This is a genomic window from Pseudomonas mandelii, from assembly GCF_900106065.1.
Classification (GTDB): Bacteria; Pseudomonadota; Gammaproteobacteria; order Pseudomonadales; family Pseudomonadaceae; genus Aquipseudomonas; species Aquipseudomonas mandelii.
Map to the genome: position 1 here is coordinate 5,178,835 of NZ_LT629796.1, position 16,068 is coordinate 5,194,902.

Here is a 16,068-nt window from a genome sequence, read left to right on the forward strand (position 1 = left end):
ACCAGCCGATTGTCAGGGGTGCAACGAAGCATCGGCATGCCCTTGATCGCCTGTCTGTCCCGTGCTGCATATGGATAGAAGCTTGCGTCTGGATTGTCGAGGTATCTGAATGTGTGATGATAACCATCGATAGAAGGTCGTTGCGTCTTGTAACTCGGATCACTATAGTCGCCGTTGTCAGCTCGGCGACGAGTTCAGTCTTTGGTCTTCTTCGGAGTTAAAACAATGAAACAGCACATTCTGGTCATCGGCGCAGGTTTCGGTGGCATGTGGACGGCATTGAGCGCCACGCGCCTGTTGGACATCCATGATCACAACCACGTAGACGTCACGGTACTGGCGCCTCAGGCCGAGCTGCGGGTGCGTCCACGCTTCTACGAGCCGAATGCTCATCAACTGGCGGCACCCCTTGGCGACCTGTTCGATGCCGTCGGTGTGAAGTTCATCAAGGGCGCAGCGCAATCCATCGACGTGCAGCAAAAACAAGTCGGCTACACCGATGCATCGGGTGCCGAACAGGTGTGCAGCTACGACAAACTCGTTCTGGCCACCGGCAGCGGTCTCGCGTTACCCAACACTCCGGGCGTGGCCCAACACGCCTTTGACGTGGACCAGATTGAACAGGCGATACGCCTGGAAAACCATCTGAAATCCCTGGCCAACCTGCCGCAAAGCACAGCTCGAAACACCGTGGTTGTGGCCGGTGGCGGCTTTACCGGGATTGAAACGGCGACTGAAATGCCGGCGCGTCTGCGGGCCATCCTCGGCGAGGACGCTGACATTGAAGTGATCATTGTCGATCGCGGTGAAAAAGTCGGGGCGTCCATGGGCAGCGAAATCAGCCAGTCGATCGCCGAAGCCAGCACTGAGCTGGGCGTGAAATGGCGCTTGAAGTCGTCGGTCGTTGCTGTCGATGAAAACGGTGTGACCCTGGCCGATGGCCAACGCATCGACGCCAAGACTGTGGTCTGGACCACCGGGGTGCGGGCAAGCTCGCTGACCGAGCAGATCCCGGCCGAACGCGACCACCTCGGTCGCCTGCACGTTGACGCCCACCTGAAAGTCATCGGTCAGGACGACATCTTTGCCACCGGTGATGTGGCTTATGCCGCCGCGGATGACATCGGCAACTACGCCATGATGACCTGCCAACACGCGATCTCGCTGGGCCGTCATGCCGGCAACAACGTCGCTGCGCAAATCCTGGGCGTGGCGCCGAAGGCGTACAGCCAGCCCAAGTACGTTACCTGTCTGGATCTGGGCGCGTGGGGCGCGGTGTACACCGAGGGTTGGGATCGCCAGGTGAAACTGGTCAAGGAGGAAGGCAAATCGCTGAAGACCCAGATCAATACGGTGTGGATCTATCCGCCGGCCGCTGACCGCGCAACTGCGCTGGCGGCTGCGGACCCGATGATTCCGGTTGTGGCCTGATAAGCAGCTGTCTCGATAAGGCTGCCTGTATGAAAAATCCCGCTCAAGTCACCTTGGGCGGGATTTTTTTATTCAGATGCGGAAGGCTTGCCGGCCTACCAGCAACCATTTGCCGGACTTCTTTTGCCAGATCTGGAAGTTTTCGATTTCAGTCGGGACCACCTCGGTGCCCTTGATCGCCTGTGCCGAAAAATGATGACGAACCAGCGCTACATCACCCGAGACGGTGATGGTCTGGTTCTGCATTTCCAGGGTTTTGAAAGCGCTCTTGCCCGTTTCGATATCGGCGATGAAGTCTTTCTTGTCCTGGACCTTGCCGCTCGAGTGCCCGTAGGTCAGGTTCTCAGCAGTAAGCGCTTTCAGTTCGGGGATGTTCTTGTTGAGCATGGCTTGCGTCAGATGGTCCACCGCCTGCGCCACATCCTTCTCGCCCGGAGCAGGGGCTGCCATCACGTAGCCACTGAAGAGGCACAGAAAACCAATCAGCACTTTCACTTTTTTCATGGGTAGTTCCTTGTTGTTATGAATTACTCATCGGTCATCGTACAACCTAGCAGAAATTTAATGAATAGTGGCAATACGACGTGGCAAGACTTCTATGGGCTGATAGAAGTCTTGCCGGTTAAAGGGAGGGGGTTTGGATTGCAGCTTCAGGCCAGCATCGATAGCAGGGCACCTTGACGGTCCAGTTTGGCCAGGTCGTCGAAGCCTCCGACATGCGTGTCACCGATGAATATCTGCGGCACGCTGCGACGACCGCTGCGGGTGAGCATTTCCTGGAATTTTTCGGGGTCCGATTGAACATTGATCTCTTGGCTGGCGATGCCTTTGCTGGCCAGCAGCGCCTTGGCATTGCGGCAATAAGGGCAGGTGTCGGTGGTGTAAAGCGTCACAGTGCTCATGGGGTGTACTCCTCGGGTCAGACATCCGCCTCAAGCATCGATGGCAGGGAAGTCGATGTCGGTCAGGGCCAGGTTGTTGAGGTAGTTGGTCAGTGTCTGCGAGGCAATGTGGGCGACCACCTCGATGATCTTGGCATCGGTGATGCCGGCTGCACGCGCCGCTTCAATCTGCTCGTTACTCAGGTGGCCGCGACTTTCGGTGATTTGCCGGGCCAGCGTGGCAAATGCGTTGAGTTGGCCGTGTCGAGCACTGACGATGTCTTGCGCGGACAGCCCGGCCTTGCCGGCAAATACGGTGTGCGCCGCCAGGCAGTAGTCGCAACCGTTGACCTGCGAAGTGGCCAGAAAGATGGCTTCTTTTTCAGGGGCGCTCAGGGATGTTTTGCCCAAGGCCACCGACTGTTGCAGATAGGCCGACAGGACGGCGGGGGCATGGGCCAGCGTCTTGAAGACGTTGGGCAAGAAGCCGATTTTTTTCTGCACGCCTTCCAGCAGCGGGCGAGTGGTGTCGGTGGCGTGTTCAAGGTTCAGGGGGGCGATGCGGCTCATGTTGAGACTCCGTCGATTCAAGCGCGGTATGCGCTGGGTACGGGGTCCATGCTATGGATCTGCGCTGGCGTTGAGGGTGCAAATCGTCGAGGATATGCGACAGATCGTCCAGATATGTTCCCCGGGGAGTCGTTCCATGGATCGCTTGTCCACCTTGCTCACGCATTTCGGTGTCAGTGCCGGCACTTTCCACAGTGGCGATTTTTGCGGCGTCACGTCCTTCGATGGCGACCAGGCCACCGGACACCTGCATTTGCTTCAGACTGGCGAACTGACGCTCAAACTGGCTGATGAGCGAGTCCTGCAGCTCAATGAACCGACGCTGATTTTTTTCCCGCGACCTTATCGTCACCGCTTGTTCGCCAGCGAAGCGTCGGGCACTCAATTGGTGTGCGCCTCTCTGGAGTTCGACGGTGGGGCGGGCAACGCCCTGGCGGCCGCGCTGCCTGAATACCTGGTGCTCAAACTCGACAGCATCCCGACCCTGGCCGGCACGCTGGACTGGCTGTTCAGCGAGGCGTTCGGCGGCATTTGTGGTCGCGAAGCGATGATGGATCGGCTGTTCGAACTGCTGGTGATTCAGTTGTTGCGGCACATCCTGACCAGCCGTGACCAGACGCCCGGGATGATGGCCGGTCTCGCCGACCCACGCCTGGCGCGCCCCTTGAGCCTGATGCACGACGCGCCCGGCAAGGCCTGGACCGTGGCCGAACTGTCGGCGGCAGCCAATATGTCCCGGGCCAGTTTCGCCGACTACTTTCGCTCGGTGGTGGGGCAGACGCCGGTCGACTATCTGGTGAGCTGGCGGATCAGCCTGGCGCAGAAACGCTTGCGTGAGGGCAAGTCCATCGCGCTGATCGCCGATGAAGTCGGCTACGAAAGCCCCTCGGCGCTGGCCCGGGCGTTTCGTCGTAAAACCGGTGCCAGCCCGCGCGAGTGGTTGCAAGACGCCAAACGCCCGCGGTGACCACCCCCGTTGGTCAAGCACGTTCCCTGTAGGAGCGAGCCTGCTCGCGAAGAGGTCGGCACATCCAACATCGATAGCGCCTGACCCACCGCTTTCGTGAGCAGGCTCGCTCCCACAGGTTGGGTGGGCGTGAGATAGACTCATCTACGGGCACCGAACCGTGGGAGTGACACCTGTGGCGCAATTCAAATGGACTCACTGATCACCGCCGCAGCGCACGCACTCGCGGCGGGCGATCCCCTCGGTGCGCTGAACCGGGTTGCCTTGCGCGACGATGCCCCTGCGCTGGCGCTTCGCGGCATCGCCATGGCGCAATTGGGCGATCTGGTCCGGGCCAAGGCGTTGGTGCGCAGCGCCGCACGCGCCTTCGGTCCGAAAGCGCCTGTGGCCCGGGCGCGGTGCGTGGTCGCCGAGGCCGAAATCGCCCTGGCTTCACGGGATCTCGGCTGGCCGGTGAAGGCGCTCGAAGCGGCGCGAGTGACCTTGCAGGCGCATGGCGATGGCGCGAATGCGGCCCATGCGCGGTATTTGCAGGTTCGACGTTTGTTGTTGATCGGGCGTCTGGATGAAGTCGACCGTTTGCTCGCCGAGCTCGACCCCGCACCGCTGCCGCCGGCATTGCGCGTCGTTCATGAATTAGTGGTGGCCGGGATCGCCGTGCGGCGACTCGAAACAAGAAGGGCGCGGTCTGCGCTCGAAAGGGCCGAACGTGCGGCCTCAGACGCCGGTATTCCCGCGCTCACCGCCGAGGTTGAACACGCCGCTCAAGTCCTCGACACGCCCGCTGCGCGACTGATTGCCCGGGGTGAAGAACGCCCCCTGCGGCTGGATGAGGTGGAAGCATTGCTGAGTTCACCGTCTCTGGTCGTCGACGCGTGCCGATGCGGCGTGCGCGGCGCGGGGATGTCGGTGTCCCTGGCCAAACGACCGGTGTTGTTCACCCTCGTGCGGGCGTTGGCCGAAGCCTGGCCCGAGGATGTGGCGCGGGAAACACTGATCACCCAGGCCTTTCGCCAGAAGCTAACCGATGAATCTCATCGCGCCAGACTGCGCGTCGAAATCGGTCGGCTTCGCAAAGCGCTGAAACCCCTGGCCGGTATCAGTGCGACGAAACGCGGGTTTGCGCTGCAACCAGAGAGTGCTGATGACGTTGTCGTACTGGCGTGGCCCGTCGAAGAGCCCCAGGCGGCGCTGCTGGCCTTCCTGGCCGACGGCGAATCGTGGTCGAGTTCGGCGCTGGCCCTGGCGCTGAAGGCCAGTCAACGCACGGTGCAACGGGCCCTCGATTCGCTGGCAACCGCCGGCAAAGTGCAATCGTTTGGTCGCGGGCGCGCCCGACGCTGGATGACGCCGCCGCTGCCTGGATTCGCGACGACTTTGTTACTCACAGCTTGGGTGCCGGGTGACTAGGATCCATCTCACCACCCAACGAAGAGGATGCAACCATGAAGCAATCATCTGCCGAGATCATTCACGAATACGGACCTTTTCCGGGCGTCGACGCCGTGCATGGCGTTTCTTATGACGGCGAGCATGTCTGGTTCGCCTCCGGAGAAAAACTCAACGCCCTCGACCCTGTAAGCGGTAAGACGCCTCGTTCCATTGATGTCGCCGCGCATGCCGGAACAGCCTTTGACGGCCGGCACCTGTACCAGATCGCCGAGGATCGCATTCAGAAGATCGATCCTTCGAATGGTCGTGTACTCGGCACCATTCCGGCGCCCGGCGGTGGGGGCGACTCAGGGCTCGCCTGGGCTGAAGGCACGCTTTGGGTGGGCCAGTATCGCGAACGCAAGATCCATCAAATCGACCCCGACACCGGCAAGATTCTTCGCACGATCGAGTCCAACCGGTTCGTCACCGGGGTGACCTGGGTGGAAGGCGCGCTCTGGCACGGCACTTGGGAAGGTGAGGAAGGTGAATTGCGGCGAGTAGACCCGAACACCGGCGAGGTGCTGGAAAGCCTCACGCTACCAACCGGTGTCGGCGTGTCAGGGCTTGAGTCCGACGGTGCGGACCGATTTTTTTGCGGCGGAGGCAATAGTGGAAAGGTGAGGGCCGTTCGTCGGCCCGCCTGATCCTAAAACGTGAATTGACGCGAAGACCGAGGCGCGCTCTGGGCCAATTCGATCTCCAGCAGGTGTTCAACCAACACGTCATTGAGGAACCGGAATTGATCGTTGAGCCCGACCACTTCATTGTTGAAGTGGTTCGCGGCTGCCGGTATCAGCAATGCCTCGAAGTTTTTGTCGAACACCAGTGACAGCTCTTTGCGAGAGACGAATGGCTGCGAATAGAAGTTGCTGCCGAACACCGGGAAGCTTACGCAAAGGCTAATGGCGTGGATCATAATCTGCGCTCCTTGGCGAGGACGATGTAGGAAAAGACAGTCAGCGTAACGGCCGTCAGGGCCAGGCAGGTCAGCAGATGGATCAACATGATTTTCCCCTCCGGTGTGGGCTTTTGCCTTGGGATGGGTTGATCCTGCGCCTGGCGGTTTTTTAGCGGAAGGCAATCGTCGCGATGGTGAGTATCGACGCCGTTGATGGTGATCTTCAGGGCCCCATCGCGAGCAGGCGCGCTCCCACAGGGATTGGCGTCGTTCGCAAGCCTGTGTTTCACCACCAGACCACTGTGGGAGCGAGCCTGCTCGCGATGAGGCCCTGGAAAACACCACCAGCTCCAAGCGAACAAACCCCGCCACCTATACTCAAATAAACAGTCCTTTGAACACCGGACATACCGTCCGGGGAACACTGTAGGAACCGCGATCTTGAACCTGCGTTCGCTGATCGTCCCCGTGATGGTGGTGTTGGCGGGATGCGCCACGCCTGTGCGTGCCCCGGTGGTGGCGCCGGTCGTGGTGGTGTCGCAAAGCACGTGGCGGCAGGTGGACCAGGAGATTGTCGCCGCGTCGCAGTCCGCGACCGAGCAGACCAAAATCTATGCCCGGGGCGCCATGGATTACTGGCGCATGCGGGTCTACCAACTGACCGAAGAGAACTTCATTCCCTGGTTCAGCAGTTACTGGACCCAGGAATGGCTATCGGTGAAGGTCAGCTGGTACAGCCTCAGTGCCAAGGGTGAGCAGGATGCCTCGGCCAAGCGCCTGGCGGCCTACCTGCTGGAGCAATACCAGAAACGCGTGCTGGCGCCGGTCGCGGTAGAGATCGATCCCGACGCGATTCTCGGCTTGGCGACGGCCTTCTACGTGGACATTCTTCAGGAGGAACTGCAGCGAATCTCCCAGCGCCACGGCGTGCCGATGGCCCAGCTCAACGGCCGCATCCAGAAAATCCCCGCGATAGCACTCGGGCCACCGCCCGCGCGTGATGCGTCGCTGTATCAAGTCGTGCACACCCAACCGCTGAATTCGTTGCCGGCTTACGCGGCGTTGATCGAGAAGATCCACAAGGCGGGGGGCGACAAAGGCGTTGATTCGACCGACACCGCCATGGCGCCGGTGGCCAAGCGCGCCAGTCAACGGATGGAGGCCGAAATGGCCCCGCGAGGCGCGGCCAGTGCGGTGGCCGCAGCAGCCGGGAAACTGGCCGGCGCCCTGATTTCGGTGGGGGTAGCCGGCATTCGGGCGATTATTCAGGCCAATGACCGGCCGGACAGCGAAGCGCTGATTCGCGCCAGCCTGGGCAATACGTTCGACAAGGCCTGGATGAAACTGGTGCAGAACCCGACCTCCGGCGTCATGGCGGGGACGCTGTACATGGCGGCGCAGATCGAGGGCAACCTGGCGGAGAGCGCCGACGTACCGTCGGTCAGTTCGGGCGGCGGCGCTGTCGATTGGAGCCCGACAGAATCGACTACCCAGCAGACCGTTCCATAACCGAAGGAGAAACACCATGTCCTACGTTGATGGCTTCCTCGCTGCCGTGCCCACCGCCAACCGCGAAAAATTCAAGAAACACGCCGAAACCGCCGCCGTTATTTTCAAGGAGTGCGGCGCGCTCAGCGTCGCTGAATGCTGGGGCGACGACGTGCCGGACGGCAAAGTAACCTCGTTTCCCATGGCGGTGAAACTCAAGGAGGACGAAACCGTGGTGTTCAGCTGGATCATCTGGCCGGACAAGGCCACCCGTAACGCGGGCATGGACAAAATGATGAACGATCCGCGAATGCAGCCGGACGTCAATCCGATGCCCTTCGATGGCCAGCGCCTGGTCTTTGGTGGTTTTGAAATGATCGTGAAGGCCTGATCCCGTCGAAAGGATCACTCCGGCGACGGGGTGATCCTGCAACTTTTGCGGTTGCGGATCTCGCTGTCCGTCGGCCGCTCCCTGACGAATTCGAAGCGCGGCTCACCTTCGCTATAGTGAACCAGCCAGCCCCATTCCAGCTCGGACTCATCCTGCCCCGGTTTCGGTGGCATTGCCCACCATGGCTCTTTGCTGATGATCTGTCGCATGGCCCCCTCCCGTTGATTCGGTTGGTTCAACTATAACGTGCATGTCAGGAGCTGCCAGGCATGACTGACGAATCCCGTGAACCGTTCAAGCGGCTGTTTTTCGCACTCAATTGCCCGCCGGAGCAGCGCAAGGCCATTGCTCAATGGCGCAGCGCCCTTGAGCTGCGCAGCGGGCGTCCGGTGCCGGCGGAAAACTTTCACCTGACATTGTTGTTTTTGGGGGCTGTCGGCGTGGCGCAGATTGGCGAGATCTGTACGGCGGCCGGGAAGGTCCACATACCGGGTGTACCGCTGAGGTTGGCGCTGGATCGAATGGAGGTCTGGCGCCGGGCAGGGGTGTTGGTCCTGGCGCCGGAGCAGGCACCGCCGGAGTTGTTGCGTCTGGTGTATGCGCTGGAACAGGCGATGTTGCCGTTTGGCGTTGAAGAGACGCCGAAGGCGTTTCGGCCGCACCTGACGTTGATGCGTGATTATCGAATGCCGGTGCCTGAGTCCGCGATGCCGCCCGAATTTTTCCTGCGGGCTGATCGCTTTGTCTTGTTTGAATCCCATAAGGGGCGGTATCGGGCGCTGGCGGAATGGCCGCTGGCCCCCGCATAAAAAAGGCGCCCGAGGAGGGCGCCTAAGTTCACCTTAACCGAGGAAGCCAGGTGAGGCCGTTCGTCAGAGAGGATGCAGCGGTGGTAAGGCGCTACGTGAACGGAAACTTTGATAGTGATCGTTCCCACGCGTGGGAACGATCATTGAGCGACTATTTCCCGAGTTTCACTCGCGTCCAGCCCCGAGTCATCACGCGCTGAACGCCGATCGGCATATCCGGAATCGCATACAGCGTCGCCATGACCGCTTGCGGCGGATACGACCCCGGATCATCCCGGATGGCCTCGTCCACCAACGGTGTGGCCGCCGAATTGGCGTTGCTGTAGCCGATGTTGTTGGTGATCTCGGCGATGATGTCCGGGCGCATCAGGAAGTTCATGAACAGGTAGGCGTTCTCCACGTTCGCCGCGTCCTTGGGGATCGCGACCATGTCGTAGAAGCTGCCGGCCCCTTCTTTCGGAATGCTGTAATCGATCTTCACTTTGTCGCCCGCTTCCTGGGCGCGCGCCTTGGCTTGCAGCACGTCCCCGGAGTAACCGACCGCGACGCAGATGTTGCCGTTGGCCAGGTCGGAGATGTACTTCGACGAATGGAAATAGGCCACCGACGGCCGAATTTTCATGAACAGCGCTTCGGCTTCGGCGATCTGAGCCTTGTCCTGGGAGTTCACCGGATATCCCAGGTAGTGCAGGGCCGCCGGGAGCATTTCGGTAGGCGAGTCGAGGAAGCTGATGCCGCACGCTTTCAGTTTTTCCGCGTTTTCCGGTTTGAACAGCAAGTCCCAGGAGTTGGTCGGTGCATTGGCGCCGAGCACTTCCTTGACCTTGGCCGGGTTGAAGCCAATGCCGATCGAACCCCACATGTACGGGAAAGCGTGGCCGTTATCCGGGTCACTGGCGGACGCGTTTTTCAGTAGCACCGGGTTGAGGTTTTTCCAGTTCGACAGCTTCGACTTGTCGAGTTCCTGATAGACCCCGGCCTTGATCTGCTTGGCCAGGAAACTGTTGGACGGCACCACGATGTCGTAGCCGGACTTACCGGCGAGCAGGCGGGCTTCAAGGGTTTCATTGCTGTCGAACACATCGTAGGTCACGCGGATGCCGGTCTCGTCTTCGAACTTCTTGACGGTGTCCGGGGCGATGTAATCCGACCAATTGTAGACGCGCAGAACCTTGTCATTGGCCTGGGCAACGGTGGCAATCGCGCCCACTAAGGACAGTGTCAGCAGAGTCCTGCCAAACATTTTCATCGGTACAACTCCATTCTTTTTTATTCAGTGACACAAAGCAAAAATGCGGTAAACACAAAACCTGTGGGGCAATACACAACCTGTGGCGAGGGAGCTTGCTCCCGCTGGGCTGCGAAGCGGCCCCAAGAATTCTGGCGACCCTGCCAATTGGTTGAGTGCTGCGCACTCAAGCGGGAGCAAGCTCCCTCGCCACAGTTAACTCAACAACCTAAACCGTCGCTTCCACCATTCGCTTTTCAGGTTGCTGCCACGATTCGCTCGCGGTCTGGTCCATCGCTTCCTGGATCGCACGTTTGCGGGTGGCTTCGGCACGGCGGCTGAAGTACCAGACCATGAAGGTCACGATCGAAACGGCCAACAGAATCAGGCTGGCCACGGCGTTGATCTCAGGCTTTACTCCCAGACGCACCGCCGAGAACACTTCCATCGGCAAGGTCGTCGAACCCGGCCCCGAGACGAAACTCGCCAACACCAGGTCATCCAGCGACAGGGCAAACGACATCATGCCGCCGGCCGCCAGTGACGGCGCGATCATCGGAATGGTGATCAGGAAAAACACCTTGAACGGCTTCGCCCCAAGGTCCATCGCCGCTTCTTCGATGGACAAATCCAGCTCACGCAAACGCGCCGAGACCACCACCGCGACGTACGCCGCACAGAACGTGGTGTGGGCGATCCAGATGGTGACGATGCCACGCTCCATCGGCCAGCCGATCAACTGCGCCATCGCCACGAACAGCAGCAACAGCGACAGGCCGGTGATGACTTCCGGCATCACCAGCGGCGCGGTCACCAGACCGCCAAACAAGGTGCGACCCTTGAAGCGCGTCACGCGAGTCAGCACGAATGCCGCCAACGTCCCCAGCGCCACCGCCGCAATCGCCGTGTAGCAGGCGATTTCCAGCGAGCGCACCACCGAGCCCATCAGTTGCGTGTTGTCGAGCAGACCGGCGTACCACTTGAACGACCAGCCGCCCCAGACCGTCACCAGTTTGGAAGCGTTGAACGAGTAGATCACCAGAATCAGCATCGGCAAGTAGATAAACGACAGGCCGAAAATCAGCATGAACTTTGAAAATCCGAAGCGTTTCATCCCCGTGCCTCCATCTCTTTGGCCTGGCTGCGGTTGAACAGCAGAATCGGCACAATCAGGATCAACAGCATCACCACCGCCAGGGCAGACGCCACCGGCCAGTCGCGGTTATTGAAGAACTCTTGCCACAGCACGCGACCGATCATCAGCGTCTCAGGGCCGCCCAGCAGCTCCGGAATCACGAACTCACCGACCACCGGAATGAACACCAGCATGCAACCGGCAATGATCCCGTTCTTGGCCAGCGGCACGGTGATTTTCCAGAAGTTATTGAAGTTGCTCGAACCCAGATCCGACGCCGCCTCCAGCAAGCTTTGATCGTGCTTGACCAGGTTGGCGTACAGCGGCAGCACCATGAACGGCAAGTAGGCGTAAACCACACCGATATACACGGCCGTGTTGGTGTTGAGGATCTCGATCGGGTGATCGGTCAGCCCGGTCCACATCAAAAAACCGTTGAGCAAACCGTTGTTGCTCAGGATGCCCATCCACGCATACACGCGGATCAGGATCGCGGTCCAGGTCGGCATCATGATCAGCAGCAGCAAAACGTTTTGCGTTTCCTTGTTGGCCTTGGTGATCGCGTAGGCCATCGGAAAACCGATCACCAGACACATCAATGTGCTCAAAAACGCGACCTTCAACGAGCCGAAGTAGGCCGAGATGTACAGCTCATCCTGAGTCAGCAGCGAGTAGTTGCCGAGGTTCAGCAGCAGCTGGAATTTCTGCTCGGCGAAGGTGTAGATCTCGGAGTAAGGAGGAATGGCCAGGGCCGCTTCCGAGAAGCTGATCTTCATCACCAGGAAGAACGGCAACAGGAAAAACAGGCACAGCCACAGGAAAGGAATCCCGATGACGAGCTTTCGACCACTCGGCATCAGCCGCATGAACCGCTGATTGAGTGTTTTCATGAGCGCAGTACCACGCCGCTGTCGTCTTCCCACCACACGTAGACTTTGTCGTCCCAGGTCGGTCGCGCGCCACGGCGTTCGGCGTTGGCCATGAACGATTGCACGACTTTGCCGCCAGGCAATTCCACGTAAAACACCGAGTGACCGCCGAGGTAGGCGATGTCATGCACCTTGCCTTCGGACCAGTTGTAGCGAGTGTCCGGCTTGAGGGTACTGACCAACATTTTTTCCGGGCGGATCGCGTAGGTGATCGACTTGTCCTGCACCGAGGTGCTGACGCCGTGACCGACGTAAATCTTCTGTTCCAGGTCCGGGCTATGAATGATCGCGTGACCTTCAAGGTCTTCCACCACCGTGCCTTCGAAGGCGTTCACGTTGCCGATGAACTCGCAGACCATGCGGCTGACCGGTGCTTCATAAATGTCGACCGGACTGCCGATCTGCGCGATCCAGCCCAGGTGCATGATCGCGATGCGCTCAGCCATGGTCATGGCCTCTTCCTGGTCATGAGTCACCATCACGCAGGTCACGCCGACCCGTTCGATGATTTCTACCAGCTCCAGTTGCATCTGCGAACGCAGCTTCTTGTCCAGGGCGCCCATCGGTTCGTCGAGCAGCAACAGCTTCGGACGCTTGGCCAGGGAGCGGGCGAGGGCCACGCGCTGGCGCTGACCGCCGGACAATTGATGGGGTTTGCGTTTGGCGTACTGGGTCATGTGCACCAGGCGCAGCATCTCTTCAACGCGGGCGTCGATTTCGCTGGCGGGCAAACGGTCCTGCTTGAGGCCGAAGGCAATGTTCTGCGCCACTGTCATGTGCGGGAACAAGGCGTATGACTGGAACATCATGTTGATCGGCCGTTCATACGGCGGCATGTCGGTGATGTCGACACCGTCGAGCAGAATCCGTCCCTCGGTCGGGCGCTCGAAGCCTGCGAGCATGCGCAGCAGGGTCGATTTGCCGGAGCCGGAACCACCGAGCAGGGCGAAGATTTCGCCTTGATGGATCTCAAGCGAGACATCATCCACCGCGGTGGTTTCGTCGAATTTCTTGGTGACGCGGTCGACTTTCACCAGCACCTTTTTCGGTGCCTGGTGACCCTCAAGAGCCTTCCTGTAGATGCTGGAGGCGTTTGCCATGTGAAACTCCCAACAGGTTTCAGTCGTCGGGCCAACGCGGCCTGACTTAAGAGTGGATTGCTAGCCCGGAAAGGTTCAGTCGGAGCACGAACCCTGTAGGAGCGAGGCTTGCCCGCGAAGTCGGTGTATCAGGTAACGATGATGTCGACTGACACTCCGCCTTCGCGGGCAAGCCTCGCTCCTACAAGAGGTTGCGCTCGCCTGATCCGCATCGATCGGGCTTGTTCGGCGCCGCCGTCCTGGCTGCCTGGTAGTACTTGTTGTTATCGCAGTGTGTTGTTGTCGCAAGTCACGGACGCGCAAAGACACGCCCGCCTGACTCGCGGGGGCAGTAAAGGGTTGTTTTAAGTCAGCGGGTTTTACGCAACGCGGCCCGTCGCCGGCACGCATCACCGAACGCCTGGAAAATGCTCAAGTAGGGCGGGTTCGACAGGACCTGCCATTCCGGGTGCCATTGCACGCCGACGGCAAACGCCTGGCTGTGTTCCACCGAAATGGCTTCGATCAAACCGTCCGGCGCAACCGCTTCGGCGCGCAGGCCTGGCGCCAATCGATCAATACCCTGACTGTGAATCGAATTGACCCTGAACTCGGCGGGCAACTCCATCGCTTCGAACACGCCACCCGGTTGCACCGTCACGGTATGCGCCGGGGCGTATTGCACCGCCAGCTCGGGACTGTCCGCTTCCCGGTGATCGAGCATGCCGGGCAGTTCATGCACCTTCTGGTGCAGGCTGCCGCCGAACGCCACGTTCATTTCCTGAAAGCCGCGGCAGATGCCGAGCACCGGCACGCCCGCCGCAATGGCTGCACGCAATAAAGGAAGGGTGGTGGCGTCCCGCGCCGGATCGTGATCCGTGCCGGGGGCACTGTCCGGGCCTTGATAGTGGAAGGGTTCCACATTCGAGGGCGAGCCGGTCAGCAACAGACCGTCGAGCTGCGCGAGCAGGTCGTCGATATCGGTCAATTCGCCTAGGGAAGGAATAACGACGGGCAGCCCCAAAGCCGCAACGCTGACAGCACGCAAGTACTTGTCGCCGCTGATGTGGTAGGGGTGCAGGCCAATCTGTTTGACGCACGCTGTAACGCCGATCAATGGCTTGAATGCCATTTTTATCACCTCGAAGTTTCACACTTGAACGAGCTTTTCCGGAGCTTAGCCTTGTTGATTTTAATTAACAACTCTCATGTAAAAAATTCTAAACGCCGATCGTCCGATCCTCAGGGTTTACGCGGTGCTCAAGACCGTTATGGCACTCTCGTCCCCCGAAAAGGCCCGAAAATAAAGGTGGAGAGGCCAAGTGTTCGCTATTGACTTCACTTTGCCGTTCGGGTTGACTGGGCTCGCAACAAGGTAGTGAACATAATAATTAACAGCTAATAGGTGCATCATGTCGGTCCCTCTGCGTACCGTTCAACTCAACGAAGCAAACGCATTCCTTAAGAAATATCCTGAGGTTTTGTACGTCGACCTTCTGATTGCGGATATGAACGGTGTGGTGCGCGGCAAGCGCATCGAACGCACCAGTCTTCATAAGGTTTACGAAAAAGGCATTAACCTGCCGGCGTCTCTGTTTGCTCTGGACATCAATGGTTCTACGGTGGAAAGCACCGGCCTGGGTCTGGACATCGGCGACTCGGATCGAATCTGCTATCCCATCCCTGGCACTCTGAGCATTGAGCCGTGGCAGAAGCGTCCAACCGCGCAGTTGCTGATGACCATGCACGAACTGGAAGGCGAGGCGTTCTTCGCTGACCCGCGTGAAGTGCTGGCCAATGTGGTGCGCAAGTTCGACGACATGGGCCTGACCATCTGCGCGGCGTTCGAGCTTGAGTTCTACCTGATCGACCAGGACAACGTGAACGGTCGCCCGCAATCGCCACGTTCGCCGGTCTCGGGCAAGCGTCCGGTGTCGACCCAGGTGTATTTGATCGACGACCTGGATGAATACGTCGACTGCCTGCAAGACATCCTTGAAGGAGCGAAAGAGCAGGGCATTCCTGCCGACGCCATCGTCAAGGAAAGCGCCCCGGCGCAGTTCGAAGTGAACCTGCATCACGTCAACGACCCTATAAAGGCCTGCGACTACGCGGTGTTGCTCAAGCGTCTGGTGAAGAACATCGCCTACGACCACGAGATGGACACCACGTTTATGGCCAAGCCGTATCCGGGCCAGGCGGGCAACGGTTTGCACGTGCACATTTCGATTCTCGACAAAGAAGGCAACAACATCTTTGCCAGCGAGGATCCCGAGCAGAACGCCGCGCTGCGACACGCGATCGGCGGTGTGCTCGAGACCCTGCCGGCGCAGATGGCCTTCCTGTGCCCGAACGTCAACTCATACCGCCGTTTCGGCGCGCAGTTCTACGTACCGAACTCGCCGAGCTGGGGCATCGACAACCGTACCGTTGCCGTGCGTGTGCCGACCGGTTCCGCCGATTCGGTGCGCATCGAACACCGCGTGGCGGGTGCCGATGCCAACCCGTATCTGTTGATGGCGTCGGTGCTGGCCGGTATTCACCACGGCCTGACCAACCAGATCGAGCCGGGCGCCCCGGTGGAAGGCAACAGCTACGAGCAAAACGAGCAGAGCCTGCCGAACAACCTGCGCGATGCATTGCGCGAGCTGGACGACAGCGAAGTCATGGCCCGTTATATCGACCCGCTGTACATCGACGTGTTCGTGGCGTGCAAGGAAAGCGAGCTGGCCGAGTTCGAGAACTCCATCTCCGACCTTGAGTACAACTGGTATCTGCATACCGTTTGATGGGTTGAGCGGTGGGGCAATTACTTTCGATATTGAATG

General features: G+C 59.7%; 18 protein-coding genes. 8 read left to right on the top strand and 10 right to left on the bottom strand.

Annotated elements, in window-relative coordinates:
* The first annotated feature begins 225 nt into the window (after positions 1-225).
* Positions 226-1,431 carry an NAD(P)/FAD-dependent oxidoreductase gene (locus tag BLU63_RS24110; protein ID WP_083376426.1) on the top strand — a complete coding sequence of 402 codons (1,206 nt, stop codon included), beginning with the start codon at positions 226-228 and terminating at the stop codon, positions 1,429-1,431.
* A 72-nt stretch (positions 1,432-1,503) separates the two neighbouring features.
* Here the strand turns inward: BLU63_RS24110 and BLU63_RS24115 are convergent, their stop codons facing one another.
* From BLU63_RS24115 to BLU63_RS24125, 3 genes are all read right to left on the bottom strand, one after another.
* Entirely contained in the window at positions 1,504-1,935 is a 432-nt protein-coding gene (locus BLU63_RS24115) for a nuclear transport factor 2 family protein (protein ID WP_083376427.1), read from the bottom strand.
* 146 nt (positions 1,936-2,081) lie between these two features.
* Positions 2,082-2,333 carry a glutaredoxin 3 gene (gene grxC / locus BLU63_RS24120; protein ID WP_083376428.1) on the bottom strand — a complete coding sequence of 84 codons (252 nt, stop codon included), beginning with the start codon at positions 2,331-2,333 and terminating at the stop codon, positions 2,082-2,084.
* 30 nt (positions 2,334-2,363) lie between these two features.
* Entirely contained in the window at positions 2,364-2,882 is a 519-nt protein-coding gene (locus BLU63_RS24125; protein WP_077749112.1) for a carboxymuconolactone decarboxylase family protein, read from the bottom strand.
* A 136-nt stretch (positions 2,883-3,018) separates the two neighbouring features.
* Between BLU63_RS24125 and BLU63_RS24130 the strand changes: the two genes are divergently transcribed.
* From BLU63_RS24130 to BLU63_RS24140, 3 genes are all read left to right on the top strand, one after another.
* Positions 3,019-3,849 (top strand): AraC family transcriptional regulator, encoded by an 831-nt coding sequence (locus BLU63_RS24130; RefSeq protein ID WP_083376429.1) that lies wholly within the window; start codon positions 3,019-3,021, stop codon positions 3,847-3,849.
* Between the two features lie 189 nt (positions 3,850-4,038).
* Complete coding sequence (locus tag BLU63_RS24135; protein WP_083376430.1) at positions 4,039-5,259, top strand: helix-turn-helix domain-containing protein; 1,221 nt, start codon at positions 4,039-4,041, stop codon at positions 5,257-5,259.
* A gap of 35 nt (positions 5,260-5,294) precedes the next feature.
* The gene (locus tag BLU63_RS24140) at positions 5,295-5,927 is read left to right on the top strand and encodes a Vgb family protein (protein ID WP_010455457.1); all 633 of its coding nucleotides are present in this window, start codon (positions 5,295-5,297) and stop codon (positions 5,925-5,927) included.
* Positions 5,928-5,929: 2 nt separating this feature from the next.
* On the opposite strand, the gene BLU63_RS24145 is transcribed toward BLU63_RS24140, so the two are convergent.
* Entirely contained in the window at positions 5,930-6,199 is a 270-nt protein-coding gene (locus tag BLU63_RS24145) for a hypothetical protein (RefSeq protein WP_083376431.1), read from the bottom strand.
* 423 nt (positions 6,200-6,622) lie between these two features.
* On the opposite strand from BLU63_RS24145, the gene BLU63_RS24155 reads away from it, so the two are divergent.
* Together BLU63_RS24155 and BLU63_RS24160 are read left to right on the top strand one after the other, a co-directional pair.
* A complete protein-coding gene (locus tag BLU63_RS24155) occupies positions 6,623-7,690 on the top strand; it encodes a hypothetical protein (protein WP_083376433.1) in 1,068 nt (355 codons plus the stop codon).
* A 16-nt stretch (positions 7,691-7,706) separates the two neighbouring features.
* Positions 7,707-8,060, top strand: a complete 354-nt coding sequence (locus BLU63_RS24160) for a DUF1428 domain-containing protein (protein WP_010455450.1) — start codon at positions 7,707-7,709, stop codon at positions 8,058-8,060.
* 14 nt (positions 8,061-8,074) lie between these two features.
* Here BLU63_RS24160 and BLU63_RS24165 read toward each other — a convergent pair whose 3' ends face one another.
* A complete protein-coding gene (locus BLU63_RS24165; RefSeq protein ID WP_010455448.1) occupies positions 8,075-8,269 on the bottom strand; it encodes a hypothetical protein in 195 nt (64 codons plus the stop codon).
* A 60-nt stretch (positions 8,270-8,329) separates the two neighbouring features.
* Here BLU63_RS24165 and thpR point away from each other — a divergent pair, with 60 nt between their 5' ends.
* The gene (thpR, locus tag BLU63_RS24170) at positions 8,330-8,869 is read left to right on the top strand and encodes an RNA 2',3'-cyclic phosphodiesterase (RefSeq protein WP_083376434.1); all 540 of its coding nucleotides are present in this window, start codon (positions 8,330-8,332) and stop codon (positions 8,867-8,869) included.
* 151 nt (positions 8,870-9,020) lie between these two features.
* Here thpR and BLU63_RS24175 read toward each other — a convergent pair whose 3' ends face one another.
* The 5 genes from BLU63_RS24175 to BLU63_RS24195 form a co-directional block, all read right to left on the bottom strand.
* Complete coding sequence (locus BLU63_RS24175; RefSeq protein WP_083376435.1) at positions 9,021-10,118, bottom strand: polyamine ABC transporter substrate-binding protein; 1,098 nt, start codon at positions 10,116-10,118, stop codon at positions 9,021-9,023.
* 208 nt (positions 10,119-10,326) lie between these two features.
* Positions 10,327-11,211, bottom strand: a complete 885-nt coding sequence (locus tag BLU63_RS24180; protein ID WP_010455442.1) for an ABC transporter permease subunit — start codon at positions 11,209-11,211, stop codon at positions 10,327-10,329.
* Positions 11,208-12,089, bottom strand: a complete 882-nt coding sequence (locus BLU63_RS24185) for an ABC transporter permease subunit (protein ID WP_167362304.1) — start codon at positions 12,087-12,089, stop codon at positions 11,208-11,210. The genes BLU63_RS24180 and BLU63_RS24185 overlap by 4 nt, the downstream gene beginning before the upstream one ends.
* A gap of 29 nt (positions 12,090-12,118) precedes the next feature.
* Positions 12,119-13,261, bottom strand: coding sequence for a polyamine ABC transporter ATP-binding protein (potA, locus tag BLU63_RS24190; RefSeq protein ID WP_077749122.1), 1,143 nt, complete (start codon positions 13,259-13,261; stop codon positions 12,119-12,121).
* A 349-nt stretch (positions 13,262-13,610) separates the two neighbouring features.
* Positions 13,611-14,372, bottom strand: a complete 762-nt coding sequence (locus BLU63_RS24195) for a gamma-glutamyl-gamma-aminobutyrate hydrolase family protein (RefSeq protein ID WP_077749123.1) — start codon at positions 14,370-14,372, stop codon at positions 13,611-13,613.
* 280 nt (positions 14,373-14,652) lie between these two features.
* On the opposite strand from BLU63_RS24195, the gene BLU63_RS24200 reads away from it, so the two are divergent.
* Positions 14,653-16,029 carry a glutamine synthetase family protein gene (locus BLU63_RS24200; RefSeq protein ID WP_010455434.1) on the top strand — a complete coding sequence of 459 codons (1,377 nt, stop codon included), beginning with the start codon at positions 14,653-14,655 and terminating at the stop codon, positions 16,027-16,029.
* Positions 16,030-16,068 lie beyond the last annotated feature (39 nt).